The sequence below is a fragment of the Rugamonas brunnea genome (assembly GCF_014042345.1).
GTDB lineage: Bacteria > Pseudomonadota > Gammaproteobacteria > Burkholderiales > Burkholderiaceae_D > Rugamonas > Rugamonas brunnea.
Genome location: NZ_JACEZT010000019.1, coordinates 39,094 through 54,222, shown reverse-complemented (window position 1 = coordinate 54,222; position 15,129 = coordinate 39,094). Strand labels below are relative to the sequence as shown.

Sequence of the window (15,129 nt, the reverse complement as noted above, 5' to 3'; positions counted from 1 at the left end):
CGCGCGTATGAACATGACCCTGCCCTTTCCGGTAGACCGTTTCCTGCCCTACATGCCCGATGTCGGCCGATGCGAACGGTCGCTGCACGAACTAAATCTGATGTGGCGCATGATCGAGGCCTCGGCCAAGATGAATTGCCCGAACGAGGCCGAAACGATACTGCCAACCGTGATGGCGACGCGCGCCGGCTTCAGCCAGCTGGAGCAAGAGCTGGTGGCCGGTCTGGCGCGCGAAAAGACCAACACGGTGCTGGCCGAGATGGCGACCAAGTCCCAGTACATCATCGAGATCGTGGTGCGCAACCTGTACGAGCGCACGGCGGACGTGGGCTTTCTCGCCACCGACCACGAGCTGTGCGCCTTTGTGGCAGGCCTGGACGGGGACGCCGGCAATGACGTCGAGCGCGTGCGCGCGCGGCTGCGCTCCTATCGCGACAAATACTCGGTCTACGATGAAATCATCCTGCTGGCGCCCGACGGCACGGTGCTGGCGCAGATCGACGACGCCAGCCCGGTCGCGCGCAGCGAAGATCCGCTGATCGCCGCCACCCTGTCCTGCGACAGCCACGTCGAAACTTTCCGCGCCAGCGACCTGCGGCCGGGCAAGCGCCAGGCGCTGATCTACTCGCGCCGCATGCACCATCCGGCCACCGGCGCCGTGGTCGGCGTGCTGTGCCTGTGCTTCCATTTCGAGGAGGAGATGGCGCGCATCTTCCACACCCACCGCGACCATACGGAGCGGACCCTGATGCTGCTGCTCGACGCCGACGGCGCCGTGATCGCCAGCGCCGATCCGCTCTGGATACCGCTGGGCGCCACGGTGCCCGTCAACCGCAAGGGCAGCCCCACCCTGATGAAGCATGCCGGCCGCGACTACCTGGTGCGCACCGCCGTCTCGCCCGGCTACCAGGGCTATCCCGGGCCGGACGGCTGGCAGGGCCAGGTCATGGTGCCGGTGGACGTCGCCTTCGGCAGCCTGGACAGCGACGTGCTGGCCGGCCTGGCGCCGGAATGGGCCGAGGGCCTGCTGTCACACGCGCGCTCGTTCTGCCCGCCCCTGCACGAGATCGTCGGGGCGGCGGAGATGGTGCGGCGCGTGGTCTGGAACGGGCAGGTGATGAGCTCGGGCCAGGAGGGCGACTCGGCGCGGCTGCAGAGCGTACTGGAGCAGATCAGCGAAACGGGCGCGCGCAGTAACGCCCTGTTCGCCGATTCGATCGACGAGCTGTTCGAGACCGTGCTGGCGGCCGGCCTGCGCGACGCGGAATTCGCCTCGCACCTGATGGTCGATCTGCTGGACCGCAATCTGTACGAGCGCGCCAACGACTGCCGCTGGTGGGCGCTGTCGCCGGAACTACGGCGCTTGCTGGCCGGCGAGCAGCCCGACCGCGGCGCGCGCATCGCCAACGTGCTGGCCTACATCCACGGCCTCTACACCGTCTATTCCTCGCTGGTGGTCTATGACGTGGACGGCAAGGTGGTGGCCAGTTCCGGCCCCTGCTCGGCGACGGCGATCGACGCCGATGCGCTGGCCGCCGTGCTGGCGCTGCGCACGGAGCAGGACTACCACGTCACGCCGTTCGCGCCATCGCCGCTCTACGATGGCCGGCCCACCTACGTCTACCACGCCGCGATCCGCTCGCCGGGGCCGGACCAGGCCGTGATCGGCGGCATCGGCATCGTGTTCGACGCGGCGACGGAATTCGATGCGATGCTGCGCGGGGCCTTGGGCGGCCGGGCCAACCTGCACGCCTGCTTCATCGAACGGTCGGGCACCATCATCGCCAGCACCGATCCGGCGCGGCCCGTCGGCGCCACTTTCGAGATCGCGCCCCATCTGGCGGCCATGGAGAATGGCCGCAGCGGCTCCTGCCTGCTGACGCACGACGAGCACTATGCGCTGCTTGGCTGCACCGTGTCGCATGGCTATCGCGAGTTCAAGGTGTCGGACGGCTATCCGGCCGACGTGCTGGCCGTGGTGGTGCAATCGTTCGGCGCCGTGCGCGCCGGCGGCGCGGCTGGCACGGCGCGCCCCCGGATGTTGTCGGCGCCGGCCGGTGGCGGGCACGGCGCGGAGTACGCCACCTTCTTCGTCGGCACGTCGCTATTCGCCATGGACGCGGCCGGGGTGTACGAAGCGCGCACGGCGTCCAAGCTGACGCCCGTCTCGATGGGCGGCGGGGCGGCATGCATCGGCATACTGGAACTGGACGGGGCCGGCAAGGACGATACCGACCATGTATGGGTGTACGACCTTGGCTTTTTCCTGTCCGGCCGCAGCACTGAAATCGATGGCCGTTCGCAGGTGGTGGTGGTGCGCCACGGCGCACGCACCGTGGGCTTGTTGGTGAGCGAGTTGCACGGCGTGGCCAAATTCGGCGACGACGACCTGATCGCGCTGCCGCTGGTAAGTCAGGACGGGCGTTCGCTGGTCACGCGGATCATCAAGGCGTATGGGGGTGAGGTGTTGATACAACTGATCGACATCGCATCCCTGTTCGGCTTGCTGGAGTATGGGGAGGTGAGCTGTTAGCTGGCACGGGCGGGGTGCGGTGCAGTCAGCTTTAGGGCAAGCATTGACGTCAACGTGTGGTGTCGGCACCTGCGGCGCCTCGTTACATTTATATCAATAATCGATGCGCCGGCACTGCACAGCACTTTTCTAGTTCACTTGGATTTTATAACACCAACATTCGGCCAACGGGGTCTATTTCAAGCTGCGTAGCTCCGGTGACAACTGAGGCGGAGTAATTCCGACGTTGCCATCTACTATTCTATATTGGATTACAATTGCTGTTCCTCGCGAAGTAACGCTCCTACTCTTGACAATAACGTTACATAATCTGGATACATATTATCTAGCTCCCGCGCCGCCACACGACCAATATCAACCGTCGTCTTTTCATCTGCGCTCAATGGCCAATGATCACAAGCCATTTCTCTATACCGTTGCAACTCTTTCAGGAAGGCTAATAGAATCTGACTTCTATCATTCACCAACAGAAGTTCGGTTTCATTAATAGCTAAACCAAGTTTATCAAGCGCATCAAGTAGATGGTATTGAGAGCAAGTCATAGGTGTCGAATTTTATCTGGCCAATCGCCAGGCTCCTCCATCTCCATTAATGCCCATGTTTTTCCATCTATAATTTGCAATTTTGGCCAATCCAAAGGCATGGACATTGCCCTTACAAGAAACCGCGACAGAGCCGCATTGAATTCAGACGTAAAAATGGCGGGAAGGCTACCCTCCCGACGTTCAAAAAAATATTTCCCATCAATAATTCCCGAACGTTCTAAAACGGGGCTACCAATTTTATGGTTGATAGCCCTCATCAAAATTGGACGTAGTGTTCTTTCTAAAGAATAACTATCCAACACGTCTTCCTCTGGAATGATTGGAAATAGGGCCGCCGCGGTTCGCGCCAATGCGACTTGATCAACTTCCAAGTAATGTGAACCATTGAAGGGAACGAGAACTATGCGCACCCTATTCGCGGAACACTTTGATCAATATCATTAAAAGTCTAAGAGGAAATATTGCCTGCCAAATTATTGAAATATCGTCAATAGGCTCTTCGATATCTTTTCAGGCACGCAGTCTTCAAATTAATTTCAAAATACCAATCCAACGTGTCACCGTTCTTATTTTTTCCAGAGCAAACAACGAGAACATCTTTTTCATTGTCGGACAAAACGTATTCGAAAGCATAGTGCTCTGGCGGTGGCAACTCAAATTCCTTACCGGCCACGCTGAACCCATCCAATACTTTTACGGACCCATTATCGACAACGGCGAGTATAAAATCGGAATTAGCGTTAACACATGCACTTCTAACTGCATGAATCACGTACGCATTTCTATCGACTTCCCACCGCGCGATCCGGTTATCACCATCAAATACAAAATTTTCAATTTTCACAATTTGTGCCTATTTAATTGGGTTTACCTTAACAACTTTTAGATAGTCCATCCGAGTACTTCCAGATGGGATGTCAAAGTTGACCTGACTTCCTTTTCCAGGTAGATAAATGCCCGTTCTATGATCGATCTGCGGACCAACAGGCCCCGATCGTACTGGTAACGGCTTGACCACTTCATATTCAACAACATGGGATATTTCTTTTTTCCATGCTGATTTTACGGCTAGTCTATCACGCACGGCATTAACGTCTGATATCTTATCCAAAGTACCAAACCCCCCCGGCGAAGTTGGAGGTTGCCCAGGAGACATTGCCATATATATCTTTGTTCCCACAGGGAGGACTTCAATTTTCGGAGTATAGCCGGCAGGCCATGGCGATTGATCACTTATTAACTCCGTAAAGGATTCAGCCTGTTCCTCCAAGGAATGATATTTCCCACCAACATCTTGCTTCCATTGTTGATATATCTCTGCCTTCTTCCTTGCGTTTGCTTCAAGTGTTTCCTTTGAAACATTCCATGAAAGTGTTTTCCGAGAAAGAATCTTTATTCCGTTTGAACTGGAAATACTCCTACCGCTGCCGAATGTTGGAATAGAATTTGTTGTGGAAACGCCAGCCGAGATATCGATCCCATTCCCAATCCCTCCCACTATCCTAGCGAAGCTGTCTCCGGCACCAACAACACGAGCCACACCATATAGCGCCCCCCCTATCGACGAATTAAAAATAGCTGTAGTTTCATCTGCAACGCGCTGTGCGGGTGGCCTATCGTCTCCATCCCAAGGTATAAGTGATGGCCCGCGCACGCGGCTGTTCATGGCAGCAATTTGCCTCCGTTCAACGGGGGTGGATGTGGGATATGTATGCGAAAAATTCCCACTTAGCGTGTCGTCCTGCACTAGCCGGAGCAAGTCGTTGAGTTGACCAGCTGGCTTCATGGAATCGAGGATCCTCGCAAGTTCCGTTGCGCCAGGAAGCTGACCTGAGCTCAGTTTCCGAGTGCTTGGGTTCGAGTTTCGGGCAGCCGACTTCGGCGCAGCCCCGCTCGTCGCCGGTGTCGTCACATAAATCCCCGGACAATTCCCTCCGTTCATCGTGCAAGCATCGCCTTCGCGCACCACCTGCTTGCCCTCCACGCGAACCGTGCTGCTGCCCTGTACCGGCTTCACTTCCCCGCTGACCGTGCCGGACTTGATGCCTTTTCCCGTACCCCGTTCGTCGCCCGTGCATTTCGGCTGGGTGCTGGCGTCGAGCAAGTAGACCGGGCAGCCGTTGAACCTGACGGTACGCGCCGTGTTCACGCTACTGGACAGGTCTTGCACCACCGGATAGGGAACGGGCACCATCGTCGGCCCATGCGGCGTCCAGTTGATCGATGGCGCGGTGCTGATGGCTTTAAAACTGCCGTGCTTGCGCGCGCCGATCTTGTTGTTGGCGGCGGGCGCCGGACTTGGTGCGGCGTTCGCCGTCTGCTTCGCCAGCTTGCCCTGCAACGCGGCGATGTTCTTCCTCAGTTGCTGGATGCGGTCTTCCTGCTCCGCCGCCACGGCGATTTTGTCGACCTCGGCGTCGCCAGTGGGATCGGATAACTTCAAACGGTCGGTCATGACGAAGCCCCCGCTTCCGCAGACAGGACTTCCTGCGCCTGCTGTTCCCGATAAGCCTCTGGATCAATGCGCGCAATGTCCCTGTCGCTGAAGGTACGCATGCGGAACTCGCAAGCGACAACATGGGCGACTTCCTCCTTCGGCATAGTGGTGCGCCAGACCAGTGTTACCGCGTAATCCTCCGGTTCGATCAACACCGTGTCGATCACGAGCGGGCGCGTCGTCGCTGGCCCTTCGTCCGGCCGCAACAAGACGAAGCACTCATGTTCCGGCAGGTGGATGCGAAGGTAGGTGTATCCCATCTTGTCCAGGTGCAGGCCGGGTACATCGGTGGGACACAAATTCACCAACTCGATCACGTCGCCGCCCGTCAATCCATCAACTTGCTGATCGGGCGACGCGGCGTTCCACATGCCAAAGTCGAAGTCGCCCGGCAGCGATGCCATGGTGTGTGCGAACGCATTGCTTGCCGTGCCCAGCAGTGCCCGCCGTTCAGGATGCAGTTTGCTGCGCACACCCAAGCCAACCGGCTCAATCTTCACGTTCTTCTTCGACGGCTTCTGCAACCGCCAGAATTGCCTGGCTGTGATCGGCGCCCCTGCCCGCTCTATCCTCGGTGCCGGCATCATTGACTTCAACGCCGCTTTCAAATACCAGTGCGGTGCAAAGCCAACACCGATGGAGTTGGCGGCACACATTGCATGAGCAACAGGCATCGTGACGCCGGACTTCCCGGCATCGGGATGGCTCGCCAATTGTTCCGCCGTGAGCCGATGCGCCTTGGGAACCCAGCGGGCATCCCGTTCGCCCTGATTGATGCGACACTGTCCGCCATATGCATGTTCATCGCGCAGCGGCAGCGACTTGAACTTTTTGGCGCGGGTGAGCTTCCACGGATTGGGGCGGACCAGCGTGAGCGTGCCCCATTTGATCACCCATTGCAGCAGCCGCAGCGGCCATATCCTCTTTTTGAACGAGCGCTCGCCCATGACGCGCAACGTCTTGTCTATCAGGATCTTGAGATTCTTACCGCTGCCACGCCCCACAGCCAGCCGGACAGGAAAATCCCGCACCTCCACCCCGTTGGGCGCGCGCGCCACGGCATGGAGGATCACGTCGCATTTCGGCTTGAACGGGCAGTAATCGGATTCCTGGCGTATGCCCGCGCTCGTACCATCCTCGAACGGGCTGTCGGCGGCGCACAACGGCTGCTGCTTCTCCGCATACTCGAGCTGGCCGCTGCCAAAGCTCAACGTCTGCCGCAGCACGAACACCTGAAACTGCTGATCGTGCTGATCCACTGCATTGAACGCCGCAGCGGGAAAGGGTGTGTGATTGACGACGTCCATCGCCCACCTCAGTTCACGTCCACGTCTTTGCCGTTGATATGTACCGGCCCGGAGGCGCCGATGTTAATGCGGGTGCCGCTGATGGTGATGGCGCCGTCCGACGTCATCTTCAAACTGGCGCTGCCCACAGTGATCTCGAACGAGTCCTTCGCGGTGATGGTGTAGGTGGTGCCGGCCCTGGTGTCCTTGCTTTGCCCGACCATTTCCACCTGAGAACGGGCGACCGTCGTGGCCATCGAACCGCCTACCAGTACACCATAGTTGTCGCCCACCTCCAGCGCCTTCTCCAGCATGACCATCTCGTTCTTGGCCAGCAGCACGGTTTCGATCCTGGCGCCGGTGATCGTCACGATATCGTTCTGCCCTACAGTCTCGACGCGGGTGCCGCCGATGTCGATCTTCTCATCACCATCCACCCGCTCCGTCCGCTTCCCATGCACGGTGATCTTCTCGTCATTGCCCACCGTCTCCGTGCGATCGTGCTTGACCTGCACCGTCTCGTCATGCCCCACGGTCTTGCCGCGGTCGTTGCCCACGCTGTGCGATTCGTCGTGCTCCACCTCGATGCGCTGGTCCCGTTCCGCATGCAGCCACACTTCCTCCTTGCCCTTCAAATCCTCGAAGCGCAGCGCGTTGGCATTGTCGCGGCTGCCCTCGCGCGTGGAGCGGGTCAGGATGCCGCTCTGGGTCTTGTTGGCAGGCAGTTCCCACGGCGGCATGTTGGCCGCGTTGTACACGCTGCCGATCACCAGCGGCCGGTCGCACACGCCATCGAGAAACGTCACCACCACTTCCTGCCCCACGCGCGGCACGCCGATCACGCCGAAGCGGTTGCCGGCCATCGACGTCATCACGCGCACCCAGGGCGAGCTGGCCGCGTCGAACTTGTTGAGACGATCCCAGTGAAATTGCAGGCGCACCCGGCCGAACTCATCGGTGAGAATCTCGCTGCCCTTGTGGCCCACCACCGTGGCTGTCTGCACCCCGTAGATGCGCACGTCGCGGCTGTTCAGCCCCACCCGCGGACGCCAGCGCCGGCTCTTGCGCAGGCAAGTCAGCGTATTGCTGTAGTGGGACAGCGCGTGCCGTCCATCCTGATAGTTGTTGCTGGCCTGATGCTGCACGGACAGGATCAGGTATTCGCGCCCGGCCCTATCCTCCAGCGGCGTGTCGCCGTCGTCGCGACCGCGCGCACCGCCGCTGAAGTGATCGGTCAGGCGGAAGCTGCGGCCCGGTTGGGCGGCGCGGTCGTTGCCTTGCACGCTGAAGTCCTGGCCGCGCGCGTCGATCTCCTCCATGCGGCGCGTGGCCAGCGCATCGCCCGCGTCGTCGTCCTTGAAGCCGTAGGCGCCCGTGTCCTCGTACACTTCGAGAGGCGCCACTTTGCCCTGCGGGTTCAGCGATGGCCGGTCCATGCGGTTGCTGCGGGCGTTCTTGAAGTTGTAGCTGTTGACGGCCACCTTGGCCGAACTCACGTGGCGCACCGGGCTCCACTGGTGGATGCCGTCATCCTCCATGGCGCCGGCTGCGTTCTGGAAGCGCATCGTGCCTTCGCCGTCGATGGGTTGGCTCAGCGTGCTGTCGTCGCCCAACCACAGCGTGTGGCCGTCGGCGCTGTGCTCGTACCAGTAGTGCAGGCCAGCCTGTTCCAGCCGGCGGTGCAGGTGGTTGTAGTCGCTCTCGTTGTATTGCACCAGCAACGTCGAGTTGGGCGTCTTGCCGACGATGGCGTAGCGGTAGTCGCGCTGCTGGTAGTCGTTGAACGTTTGCTCGCACAGTTCGCAGATGTTGAGGTTCTGGAACACGCGGCTGTTCTGGCGCAGGCGCAGGAAGGCCAGCCAGGGCTTGAGCGTCATGCGGTAGAAGGCGAAACCGGCGTCCGTCTTGACGAAACTGAAGTCGAACACGTAGCCGTTGAAATAGCGCAGCGTGCCGTCGTTGCGCACCAGGGCGATGGTGACCATCTTGCCCATCATGTCCTTGAGCGGGATCAGCGCGTTGTCCGACAGCACTTCCACTTGGAATTCGAAGTCGCGCGACAGGGCTTCATTGGCTTCGATGGCGTTGGCCAGCAGCACGCTGTCCGGCCCGTCGTTGCGGGGAAAGCTCAGCGTCAGCAGGCGCTGGCCCTGCGGATCGTCGGCCAGGCCGGCGAGAAAACTGGTGATGTCGTGCAGCAGATTCATGATCGGTGTCCTTGGTGGCGGGAGCGATGACCAGAACCGCCAAGGTAGCGCACTCATCCGGGGCGGTCTTGCGCCGTCTCAAGCGTGGACGATCTCGTAGTGCGATGTGCCCCAGTCCGTCGCGGGCGGCTTGCTGAACACGAAGGCGTCCACGCCCAGACGCTGGCCGGCGCCCAGCGTCACCCTGCGCATGTCCTCCTTGCGTAGCACCACTTCCACCTCGAAGCGCAGCGTGGGCAGGTCGAACATGGCCAGCATGGCTTGCAGCGCCGCGGCGCCGGGACTGCCTTTGATGAAGTGCTCGTATTGCGCGCCCTCGAGCGGCCCCAGCCGTATGCCGACCACCAGGTCGCGCCGCCACATGCGCGGCCCCAACACGGCGCCCCGGCCCAGCAGGTTGTTCTGCCGGTTCAACCGGGTGATGTGCTGCGGCGCCATTGTTTCCATGCGTCCCACGTTGGGCGTGAGCCGGACCGGAATGGCGAAGTATTCCGACAGCACGCGCTCCATCATCACGGCCGACACGGGGCGCTGGCGGAATGCCGTCGTATAATAGGCCGCCACTTCGTCCGGCACGGCATGGCCACTGTGGCCATCCTGACCATCCTGGCCACCCCGGCCGCTTCGGCCAGCACTACTGCCGGACAGCGCCAGCAAACGCGACAACATGCCATCGCGGCCATCGTCCGTTTGCGGCAGTTCCAGCCGGTGCTTGCGCCACGCCAGCCAGAACAGCGCCACCATGCGATTGGAGAACAGGTCGATGAAGGCGCGCGGACCATCGTCCTGCTGGTCGTGCCGCCATGCCGCGATGCGTTCCGTGTAGTGGTTGGGCAGCACGCCATGCGCGCCCAGCAGGCCGATGAAGGCGGGCGTGATGCGGATGCGCTTGAGCTTGCCTTGCGAGGCCGCCGCATGCAGCGCCGCTTCGCTGTCCACGACCTGGCCCGCCTCGACCCGCAACGCTTCGATCTGGCTGGCGGGAAAGCTGAGCGACATGCTGTTGTCGAAGTGCAGGTAGTCGCGCAGCGCGGCGGCGCGCGGCACGCCCTGCGCCACCAGCAAGTCTTCCAGCAGCCGCACAGCCTGGACGAAGTCGAAGCGGTGCGGTTCATCCAGCATGCGTCCGATTATTCCAGCGGCTGGTCGGCACTGCGCGGCGGGCATTTCCATAGTTCGTCTCCGGTTCGTTTGGACAGCACCACCAGCTGGCTGTACACGTTGATTTGGCCATACAGGCCGAAGAAGTGATCGAGCACCTGCACGAACAGATGGATGCCGCCGCCGACGAATGCCGCCTCGTCCAGCGTGACGCGGATTTCCACGCCCGGCATCAAGGCCGCATGTGGCTGGCGGCCCACCCAGGTCTGCGCCGTGCGGTAGTGCAGGTCCACCACACCTTGGATGTGACGCTGCGTCACTAGCGAGCGAGGCAAGTCATACAGCGCCAGCATGGTGCGAAATTCCTCCAGCCCCATGCTGCTGAGCGCGCGATGATTGAGCGACAGGTGGGCGACCAGCCGCCAGTGCGCGCTGTTGCCCGTCTCGAAGCGGCAACTGGCCGTCGGCTTGCGCAGCAGACGGATGACGGTGCTGGCGAGCGTACCGTCCAGCGCCAGGTCGCCGTCCGGCTGGCCGTAGGGCAGGGACGATGGCAGGTCGCGGTTGCTGCACAGCAGTTCCACGGACAGCGTGGGCGCTACCGGCGCGTAGGACGCCAGCTCCTGGTCCACCAGCGCGATGCGGGTTTCGTGGCCAGGGCTTAGCTCGGCGGTCACGGGGTCGCGCCGCGTGACCCAGTAGCGCGGCGGCTGGTTGCCTGCCTGTCGGTGGCGCCCGCCATAGAATGGTTGCAGCGTCTCGGTCCCGTCGCGCCGCGCAGGGTCGGTGACGAGGCTGGCCGCCAGCACGTCGTAAATCTCGTAGGCGGCTGGGTCGGCCGCGTCGGCCAGCAGGGCATAGTCGGGGGCCGTGTGGCTGATACTGACCGGGGCTGCCGGACGCTTGAACAGGTTGACCACCGGCACGCAATGCGGCAGCAAGTGATGCGTGCCCAGGCTGCCCAGCGTGCGCGCCAGATGCGAACCGCCGGACACGTTGGCCAGCGCCAGTTGCAGCGTCACGCTGCGGCAGTCCGGCGGCAGCAGCGCGGCGATAGCGGGCCAGTCCAGGTCGACAAAGTTGAATTTTTCCGGGAACGCGAAGTACTCCGTCAGCAGGCGATACGCAGGATGCGAGCGGGCGCCGCTGGGCACCAGCGCTTCGTCCTCGGAAAAGCCCGCCGCCCGCAGCGGCACGCGCGCCAGCCGGCACCAGTCCGCCTGGCCGGGCAGCACGAGGCAGGCGCAGGCGACGCGCATGAACAAGGTGTTGCGCAGGGCGGCGCAGAACAGCGGATCGCCGTCGATGAACAGGCGCAAGCGCGGCAACGCCAACGCGTCCAGACTGGCCGGGCCAGCGCAGGAGAGCGTGATGGCGATGCTGGAACTCACGCCAGGACCCAGCCCCATGGCCGGCGGCGCGTCGATCACGGCATCAAAGCGCACGCCCGTCACCACGAGCGGCGCCAGCAGCACTTCGCTGGCGGTGGTGAACAGGCACTTCACACCCTGCTCCTGCAGCGACTTCATGACGACGCCGCGCGGCACGGTGATCACTTCCTCGGTCGATTCCGCCATCGTATTGCGCAAATCCAATTGGGCGATCGAACATGGCGGGAAGCTGCGCAGGTAATGTGGGTACAGCATTTCCAGCAGCGATTCGGTGAACTGCGGATAGTCGTCGTCCATCCGCTTGGCTACGCGCGCGGCCAGCAGGGCGGTGGCCTGTATCATCCGTTCAACATGGGGATCCTTACAGGTGTCTCCGGTCAATTCCAGCTTGCCGGCGAGGGCGGGATAGCGCTCGGCAAAACCACGCATGTTCCGGCGCAGCAGGGCCAGTTCGGTTTCGAAATAGGGGGTCAGCTGCTCCATCGGCCACTCCATGCTTGCGAGAAAGGAATGGCCATACTGTCACCGATGCAATGCGTGCTGTTTGATCTGAGGCAAGCCCCGCTGGCGGCCGATCACATCGGCGCAGGGTGTGCCGCGCCCGCCGTTGGCAGTTGACCAACACCGCAACAAAATTGACAGCAGTGCGCCACGGCACTGCCACGCCTGTCGTAGAATGTCCGAAATTCCCATTCAACGCTGCTCGCTTGCCCGTACCCGTAAGCGATCCGCCCCCATCCAACACCCGGAGGCGAACCGCCCATGCTTCGGCAACTCCTGTGTCTTCTTGCCGCCCTGTTCCTGGTCCACACCGCGCAGGCGGCAACCAGCGAACTCGTCATGATCGCGCCCACCGATCTGACTATGCCATTGGTGCAGTTCCGCGACGGCAAACTGAGCAGCGGTATCCTGAAAGACCTGGGCGACGCACTGGCCCAACGCCTGGGCCGCCAGGCGAGTTACCTGAGCGTGGACGTGGACGGCGTCACCCCCACCCTTACCCAAGGCCGCGCCGACGGCATCTGCTACGTGCTGCCGTTCTGGATCGATGGCGACTACCAATGGAGCCGGCCGCTGATCCCGGACGCGGAACTGGTGGTGGCGCGCGAGGGGGCGCCGGCCATCCGTTCGCTGGCCGACCTGCGCGACCGCCCCATCGGCACCGTGGCCGGCTACCGCTATCCGCGCGTGGAGCAGGTGCTGGGCAAGCAATTCTTCCGCACCGAGTCGCCCAATATGGACAAGAACCTGCGCCGGCTGATGGCGGGCGAAGTGCAGTACACCATCATGGTGCAGTCCACCATGGCTTACCTGACCCGCAACGACAAGACGCTGCGCCTGCGGCCCGACCTGGTGTTCTCCACCTTCAAGGCGCAATGCGCGTTCTCGCGCAAATCCGCCATCCCGTTCCAGGACATCAGCCGCGCCCTCGACGCGCTGGCCGACGATGGCAGCGTGGAGCGCATCCTGGCCCGCTACCGCTGAAGCGCGGACACGGGCATGGGCACGGGCACGGGCGCGGCCAGCGTGATGGCCAGCGCGCGCGCGGCCTGCCAGCGCCGGGCCGGCGCCGGATGGTCGTCGCTGTCGAGGTAGGGCCGGCCGCTGGCGCGCATCATCTTGTGGTAGTACCGGGCCAGCCGTTCGGGCGGCCAGCCGGCATGCGCCGCCAGCAACAGGCCGGCGTGGTCGGCCTCCATCTCCTGCGCCACGTTCAGGGGCGCCAGCCTGGCCATCAACGCCGCGTCGTGATCGACGGCATCCACCAGCGCTTCCAAAGGCCGCCCGGCCCAGGCCGGGTCCAGCGCCAGCGCCTGCTCCAGTTCATGCAAATTGTGACGCAGCACGACGTGGGCGATTTCATGCGCCAGCAGCATGGCCAGTTCCACATCGGATAATTCCAGCCGCTCCACGTAGGCCTGGCTGACGAGGATCTTGCCGCCGGCCATGCTGTCGGCGTCCTGGTCCGGGTCGGTGGTGGCATGCACTTCCCAAGGCCAGGCCGCCGTGTCCGGATAGTCGCGCGCGGCCTGCGCGATCAGGCCAGCCGCCACGCGCCGCACGCGAGCCGTGAAGGCGGCCGCCGGATCGAGCTTGCCGGCCGCATCAAGCGCGGCAACGCGCACGGCGTACACCCCGGCCGCCTGCGCCGCCACCCGCTCCTGGGTGAGCGGCTGTGCGCAAGCCTCTGGACCAGCCAGCAGTGCCAGCGCCAGTATTTGCGCCAGCGCAGCGCGCTGTCCTGGCAAGGAGAGGAAAGCCTGCATGTCAGCTGCCGGTGGGAGGGATACCCGTCCATAGTAAGCCTGTTCCTGCGCCAGCTCAATACATGAGCAGGTATGCAATCTTCCATTTGGGCAATGGTGGTGTTAAGATTGCAAAATCAATAACAATCGGAGCATCGCCATGCGCTTGCTGCTATCCCTGACTTCCCTGCTGCTGGCGACCAACGCCAGCGCCGCCATGAGCTACATTGGCAACCCCGACTGCCTGATCGCCAACCCGCAGCCGGTCGAGGACGAAAAGGCGAGCTGGAGCGGCGCCTGCAAGGATGGCTATGCGGACGGCATGGGCATCCTGAACTGGTCCGTGCGCGGGCGCCCGCACGGCGGCTACGAAGGCGTGCTGGTGAAGGGCATACCGAATGGGCCGGGCTTCCTGCTGCTCGACGACGACGCTTCGCTGCAGGGCGACTTCAAGGATGGCAAGCTGGAAGGCAAGGGCGTCTACACGGACCCGAAAGGCAGCAAGCTCAACGCGACCTTCGTCGCTGGCGTCGCGGGCGGCATCGTCGATTTCAGCACCCCGCTGGGCGACAGCTACCACGGCGAGTGGCAGGACACCAGCCCCCATGGCCAGGGCAAGATGCGCTATGGCGCCGGCGGCAGCTACGAAGGCGGCTGGGCGCACGGTGAATTCAGCGGCAAGGGTGTGATCACCTATCCGAACGGCATCCAGGTGACGCGCGAATTCCATCCGCAAGCCAAGCCAAGCAAGCCGGCTGAACGGCCGACCTACGGCATCCACCAGGACCAGCCCGACCTGGGCAGCCACATCAAGCGCGACGCCGCGTCTGGCTTCCTCGTGCCGCCAGGCCTGAGCTATGCACAACTCTCGCCCGAGCAACAGGAGCTGGTCAAGGCGCCGTACAAGATCCTGCTGGAAGGCGACGAGCCGCCCTACCCGCTCAACGGGCCGGAAGCCATCGCCCGGGCATTCACGGCGATGCACGACAAGGCGCATGTCCGGGGCATGTTCCGTTTGCTGACCCAGATCGACAGCGAGGGCAAGCCCACCAGCGTCTCTGTGCTGGAAGCGCCCGAACCCGAACTGGGCCGCATCGCCGCCACCATCCTCATGCTCAGCAAGTTCAAGCCGGCACGCTGCGGCGGCCAGCCATGCGCCATGCGCTATACCTACGCCACCAACTTCATCATCCGGCGCTGACCACACCAGCGCACACGGCGCGGCGCCAGCCAGCCTCGCGGATAAGCTGCCGGCGCCGGCATCCCATCTCCCCACTGCCCCACCTTTCCGGCCCAGCAATCGCGGCCCCGCGCACGCGATTG

12 protein-coding genes are annotated in these 15,129 nt (G+C 62.6%); 3 read left to right on the top strand and 9 right to left on the bottom strand.

Annotated elements, in window-relative coordinates; translation table 11 throughout:
• Positions 1–7 precede the first annotated feature (7 nt).
• Positions 8–2,533, top strand: a complete 2,526-nt coding sequence (locus H3H37_RS22245) for a chemotaxis protein CheW (RefSeq protein ID WP_182166644.1) — start codon at positions 8–10, stop codon at positions 2,531–2,533.
• Positions 2,534–2,784: 251 nt separating this feature from the next.
• On the opposite strand, the gene H3H37_RS22240 is transcribed toward H3H37_RS22245, so the two are convergent.
• The 8 genes from H3H37_RS22240 to tssF all read right to left on the bottom strand — a co-directional run bounded on the left by H3H37_RS22240 (position 2,785) and on the right by tssF (position 12,043).
• On the bottom strand, positions 2,785–3,075 hold the full coding sequence (locus tag H3H37_RS22240; RefSeq protein WP_182166642.1) for a hypothetical protein: 291 nt from the start codon (positions 3,073–3,075) through the stop codon (positions 2,785–2,787).
• Positions 3,072–3,449 (bottom strand): hypothetical protein, encoded by a 378-nt coding sequence (locus H3H37_RS22235; RefSeq protein ID WP_182166640.1) that lies wholly within the window; start codon positions 3,447–3,449, stop codon positions 3,072–3,074. Before H3H37_RS22235 ends, H3H37_RS22240 begins: the two co-directional genes overlap by 4 nt.
• A gap of 116 nt (positions 3,450–3,565) precedes the next feature.
• Complete coding sequence (locus tag H3H37_RS22230) at positions 3,566–3,922, bottom strand: hypothetical protein (protein ID WP_182166638.1); 357 nt, start codon at positions 3,920–3,922, stop codon at positions 3,566–3,568.
• A 9-nt stretch (positions 3,923–3,931) separates the two neighbouring features.
• A complete protein-coding gene (locus H3H37_RS22225; RefSeq protein ID WP_182166636.1) occupies positions 3,932–5,533 on the bottom strand; it encodes a DUF4150 domain-containing protein in 1,602 nt (533 codons plus the stop codon).
• Positions 5,530–6,882 carry a DUF2169 family type VI secretion system accessory protein gene (locus tag H3H37_RS22220; protein ID WP_182166634.1) on the bottom strand — a complete coding sequence of 451 codons (1,353 nt, stop codon included), beginning with the start codon at positions 6,880–6,882 and terminating at the stop codon, positions 5,530–5,532. The genes H3H37_RS22225 and H3H37_RS22220 overlap by 4 nt, the downstream gene beginning before the upstream one ends.
• Positions 6,883–6,890: 8 nt before the next feature.
• Complete coding sequence (locus H3H37_RS22215; RefSeq protein WP_229218975.1) at positions 6,891–9,068, bottom strand: type VI secretion system Vgr family protein; 2,178 nt, start codon at positions 9,066–9,068, stop codon at positions 6,891–6,893.
• Between the two features lie 78 nt (positions 9,069–9,146).
• A complete protein-coding gene (tssG, locus tag H3H37_RS22210; protein WP_182166632.1) occupies positions 9,147–10,190 on the bottom strand; it encodes a type VI secretion system baseplate subunit TssG in 1,044 nt (347 codons plus the stop codon).
• Between the two features lie 8 nt (positions 10,191–10,198).
• Complete coding sequence (gene tssF / locus H3H37_RS22205) at positions 10,199–12,043, bottom strand: type VI secretion system baseplate subunit TssF (protein WP_182166630.1); 1,845 nt, start codon at positions 12,041–12,043, stop codon at positions 10,199–10,201.
• A 279-nt stretch (positions 12,044–12,322) separates the two neighbouring features.
• Here tssF and H3H37_RS22200 point away from each other — a divergent pair, with 279 nt between their 5' ends.
• On the top strand, positions 12,323–13,045 hold the full coding sequence (locus H3H37_RS22200) for a substrate-binding periplasmic protein (protein ID WP_182166628.1): 723 nt from the start codon (positions 12,323–12,325) through the stop codon (positions 13,043–13,045).
• On the opposite strand, the gene H3H37_RS22195 is transcribed toward H3H37_RS22200, so the two are convergent.
• A complete protein-coding gene (locus tag H3H37_RS22195) occupies positions 13,036–13,827 on the bottom strand; it encodes a M48 family metalloprotease (RefSeq protein WP_182166626.1) in 792 nt (263 codons plus the stop codon). The genes H3H37_RS22200 and H3H37_RS22195 overlap by 10 nt on opposite strands.
• A gap of 139 nt (positions 13,828–13,966) precedes the next feature.
• On the opposite strand from H3H37_RS22195, the gene H3H37_RS22190 reads away from it, so the two are divergent.
• Positions 13,967–15,007 carry an energy transducer TonB gene (locus tag H3H37_RS22190; RefSeq protein WP_182166624.1) on the top strand — a complete coding sequence of 347 codons (1,041 nt, stop codon included), beginning with the start codon at positions 13,967–13,969 and terminating at the stop codon, positions 15,005–15,007.
• Positions 15,008–15,129 lie beyond the last annotated feature (122 nt).

Excerpts from the sequence above, each read along its gene's own strand:
- H3H37_RS22225 (WP_182166636.1), bottom strand. The coding sequence starts at position 5,533 with ATGACCGACCGTTTGAAGTTATCCGATCCCACTGGCGACGCCGAGGTC.
- H3H37_RS22240 (WP_182166642.1), bottom strand. The coding sequence starts at position 3,075 with ATGACTTGCTCTCAATACCATCTACTTGATGCGCTTGATAAACTTGGT.
- H3H37_RS22190 (WP_182166624.1), top strand. The coding sequence starts at position 13,967 with ATGCGCTTGCTGCTATCCCTGACTTCCCTGCTGCTGGCGACCAACGCC.
- tssG (WP_182166632.1), bottom strand. The coding sequence starts at position 10,190 with ATGCTGGATGAACCGCACCGCTTCGACTTCGTCCAGGCTGTGCGGCTG.
- H3H37_RS22195 (WP_182166626.1), bottom strand. The coding sequence starts at position 13,827 with ATGCAGGCTTTCCTCTCCTTGCCAGGACAGCGCGCTGCGCTGGCGCAA.
- H3H37_RS22245 (WP_182166644.1), top strand. The coding sequence starts at position 8 with ATGAACATGACCCTGCCCTTTCCGGTAGACCGTTTCCTGCCCTACATG.
- H3H37_RS22200 (WP_182166628.1), top strand. The coding sequence starts at position 12,323 with ATGCTTCGGCAACTCCTGTGTCTTCTTGCCGCCCTGTTCCTGGTCCAC.
- H3H37_RS22215 (WP_229218975.1), bottom strand. The coding sequence starts at position 9,068 with ATGAATCTGCTGCACGACATCACCAGTTTTCTCGCCGGCCTGGCCGAC.
- tssF (WP_182166630.1), bottom strand. The coding sequence starts at position 12,043 with ATGGAGCAGCTGACCCCCTATTTCGAAACCGAACTGGCCCTGCTGCGC.
- H3H37_RS22220 (WP_182166634.1), bottom strand. The coding sequence starts at position 6,882 with ATGGACGTCGTCAATCACACACCCTTTCCCGCTGCGGCGTTCAATGCA.